This is a genomic window from Falsiroseomonas sp. RANM36 (assembly GCF_056682175.1).
Window position 1 is genome coordinate 247,152 of sequence record NZ_JBWXTD010000005.1, and the last position, 2,121, is coordinate 249,272.

Annotated in this window: 3 protein-coding genes; all 3 read right to left on the bottom strand. The window is 75.0% G+C overall.

The window, feature by feature from the left end; genetic code table 11:
- Positions 1-88 precede the first annotated feature (88 nt).
- The gene (locus AC1MIR_RS19120) at positions 89-925 is read right to left on the bottom strand and encodes a sensor histidine kinase (RefSeq protein WP_480029777.1); all 837 of its coding nucleotides are present in this window, start codon (positions 923-925) and stop codon (positions 89-91) included.
- Positions 926-1,182: 257 nt separating this feature from the next.
- The gene (gene rpmB, locus AC1MIR_RS19125; RefSeq protein ID WP_480029778.1) at positions 1,183-1,479 is read right to left on the bottom strand and encodes a 50S ribosomal protein L28; all 297 of its coding nucleotides are present in this window, start codon (positions 1,477-1,479) and stop codon (positions 1,183-1,185) included.
- Between the two features lie 157 nt (positions 1,480-1,636).
- Positions 1,637-1,894, bottom strand: a complete 258-nt coding sequence (locus AC1MIR_RS19130; RefSeq protein ID WP_480029779.1) for a hypothetical protein — start codon at positions 1,892-1,894, stop codon at positions 1,637-1,639.
- Between the last annotated feature and the right edge of the window lie 227 nt (positions 1,895-2,121).

The following is a 2,121-nucleotide window of genomic DNA, read 5'->3' on the forward strand; positions in this document are numbered from 1 at the left end:
TGCGCGGCCTCTGCCTGGCGCGAGCCGTGGCGGCGGCGCATGGCGGCGACATTCGGCTGGCGACCGCTCGCGGCCTCGGCCCTCCGGGTCAGGCGGCTTCCAGCAGCCGCTCCCGCGGCAGCGTCAGCCAAGCGCGGGCGCCGATGCCGGGAGCGGTCTCCAGCCGAATGTCGCCGCCATGCGCCGCCGCCAGGGATCGCGCCAGGCTGAGGCCGAGATCGAGCCCGCGGGTGCCGCCGGCCGTCGCCATGGCGTCCGGCACCAGATCGGTCGCCGCCAGGCCGTCGCCCTCGTCCTCCACCACGATCGAGACCGTCTCGCTCGCCACCACCCAGCGCAGCGCCACCACGTCGCCATCGCGGGAATGGCTGGCGGCGCGGCGCAGCAGCGCGGCCAGGGCGCCCTGGAGCGCCCGGTGGTCGGCATTCACGGTCAGGCAGCGCAGCGCCGGGTCCACCTGCCAGTAGCGGATGCCGGGCCGGATCTGCGCGCTGACCAGCGTCAGCGCCGCATCCACCAGCGGACCGAGCGGCGCCGGTGCGGCATGGATGGCGCGCATCGGCGCCGCGGCGGCAACCTCGGCCAGGTCGTCGGCCAGCCGCAGCACCTGCTGCACCGGGCCTTCCGCCAGCCGGAGCGTCGCCGGCAGGTCAGGCTTCGCCCGGCCCGCCGCCGCCTCAGCCGACGCGGTGTCCCAGCCGCCGATGGCCACCGCGATGCCGCGCAGCTCCTGCGCCGCCAGGGACATGGAGCGGCCGCGAGCAACCGCCAGCTGCTCCGCCTGGCCGGCCCGGGCCTCAGCCGCGGCCAGCTCGCGGCGGAGCCGGAAGGCGGAGAGGCCGGCCAGCGCGGCGGTCATGGCCAGGGCGAGGGTCGCGACCAGCGCGAGGAGAAAGGAACCGGAGGACATGGCGCTCACCTGCATGGCGGCGATCCTGCGGCGGCAAGGTTGATGAACGGTTAATGGCAGTCCCGTGGAATCATTCTTGTAAAGCCGGTACGGCGGCGCCTGTCAGTCCGGCCTGACAGCGACCGGGGCGGGAAGCGCGAAAACCGGGCCAGGAGGATCCTGGCCCGGCGCGCGGGCGTCGCGCGGCACCGGGGCGGCGGCGCCATGTCGGGTGGAGGACCGTGCCGTCACCAGGCCGGGCGCCGAGGGCGCCCTGCCGGTCCGCGGCAGGATCAGGCCGCGGCCTTGCGGGCCTGCGCCTTCTCCAGCCGGCGCTTCAGCACGATCGCCTCCTGCGGCAGGCGGCGATCCGGCGTGCCGAGCAGGAAGGCGTCAAGCCCGCCATTGTGTTCCACCGTGCGGATGCCGTTGACCGACAGGCGCAGCCGGATCGGCGCGCCGAGGATGTCGGAGAAGAAAGACGTCTCCTGCAGGTTCGGCAGGTAGCGGCGGCGGGTCTTGTTGTTGGCGTGGCTGACGTTGTTGCCGGTCAGCACGCCCTTGCCGGTGACTGCGCAGCGGCGGGCCATGATGCACTATCCCGTTGAACACCCGCGCGGCCTGCCCCGGTGGGCCGGCCGGACGCGGGCGGAGTGGTTCGGAGCGGGGCCGTATCGCGGAAACCGCGCCCGCCGTCAAGGCGCCGCGGAGTTGGCTGAGGCGCGGACCCGGCCTTCGCCGAGGGCCTCAGCCCCCAGGCGCGCCGCCCTCGCGCATCTCCGCCAATTCGCCGGCCTCGACCGAGCTCAGCGCGTTGCGCAGGACCTGCGCCACGCCGCGGTCGTCCATCGAGCGCGCCAGCATGCCGAGCGCGCCGCCGAGCAGCGCGGAGGCGACCGAGATCGGCGCGATGTTCTGGCCGATCATGTATTCGATGGCCTTGTCCACGACGGCCCCGGCATGGCTGAGGTCATCCGGCGCAACGCCATGGGGATCGAACTGCATGCCTGGACCTCCTGTCGCGTCAGGCAGATAGGCAGGCGGATGGGTCAGCGGAACCCCCGGCGGCCTTCGCGGCCGCCGCCTGCGTCTTCACGATCACGGATCAGGCGGGGATCATGCGGGCGCGCGGACCGGCAGTTCCGACGCCTCGGCCGCCGCGGCCGCCGCCGGCCCCCCGCCCGCCCCCCCCCCCCCCCCCGCCCCCGGGGCCCCCCCCCCCCCCGAACGGG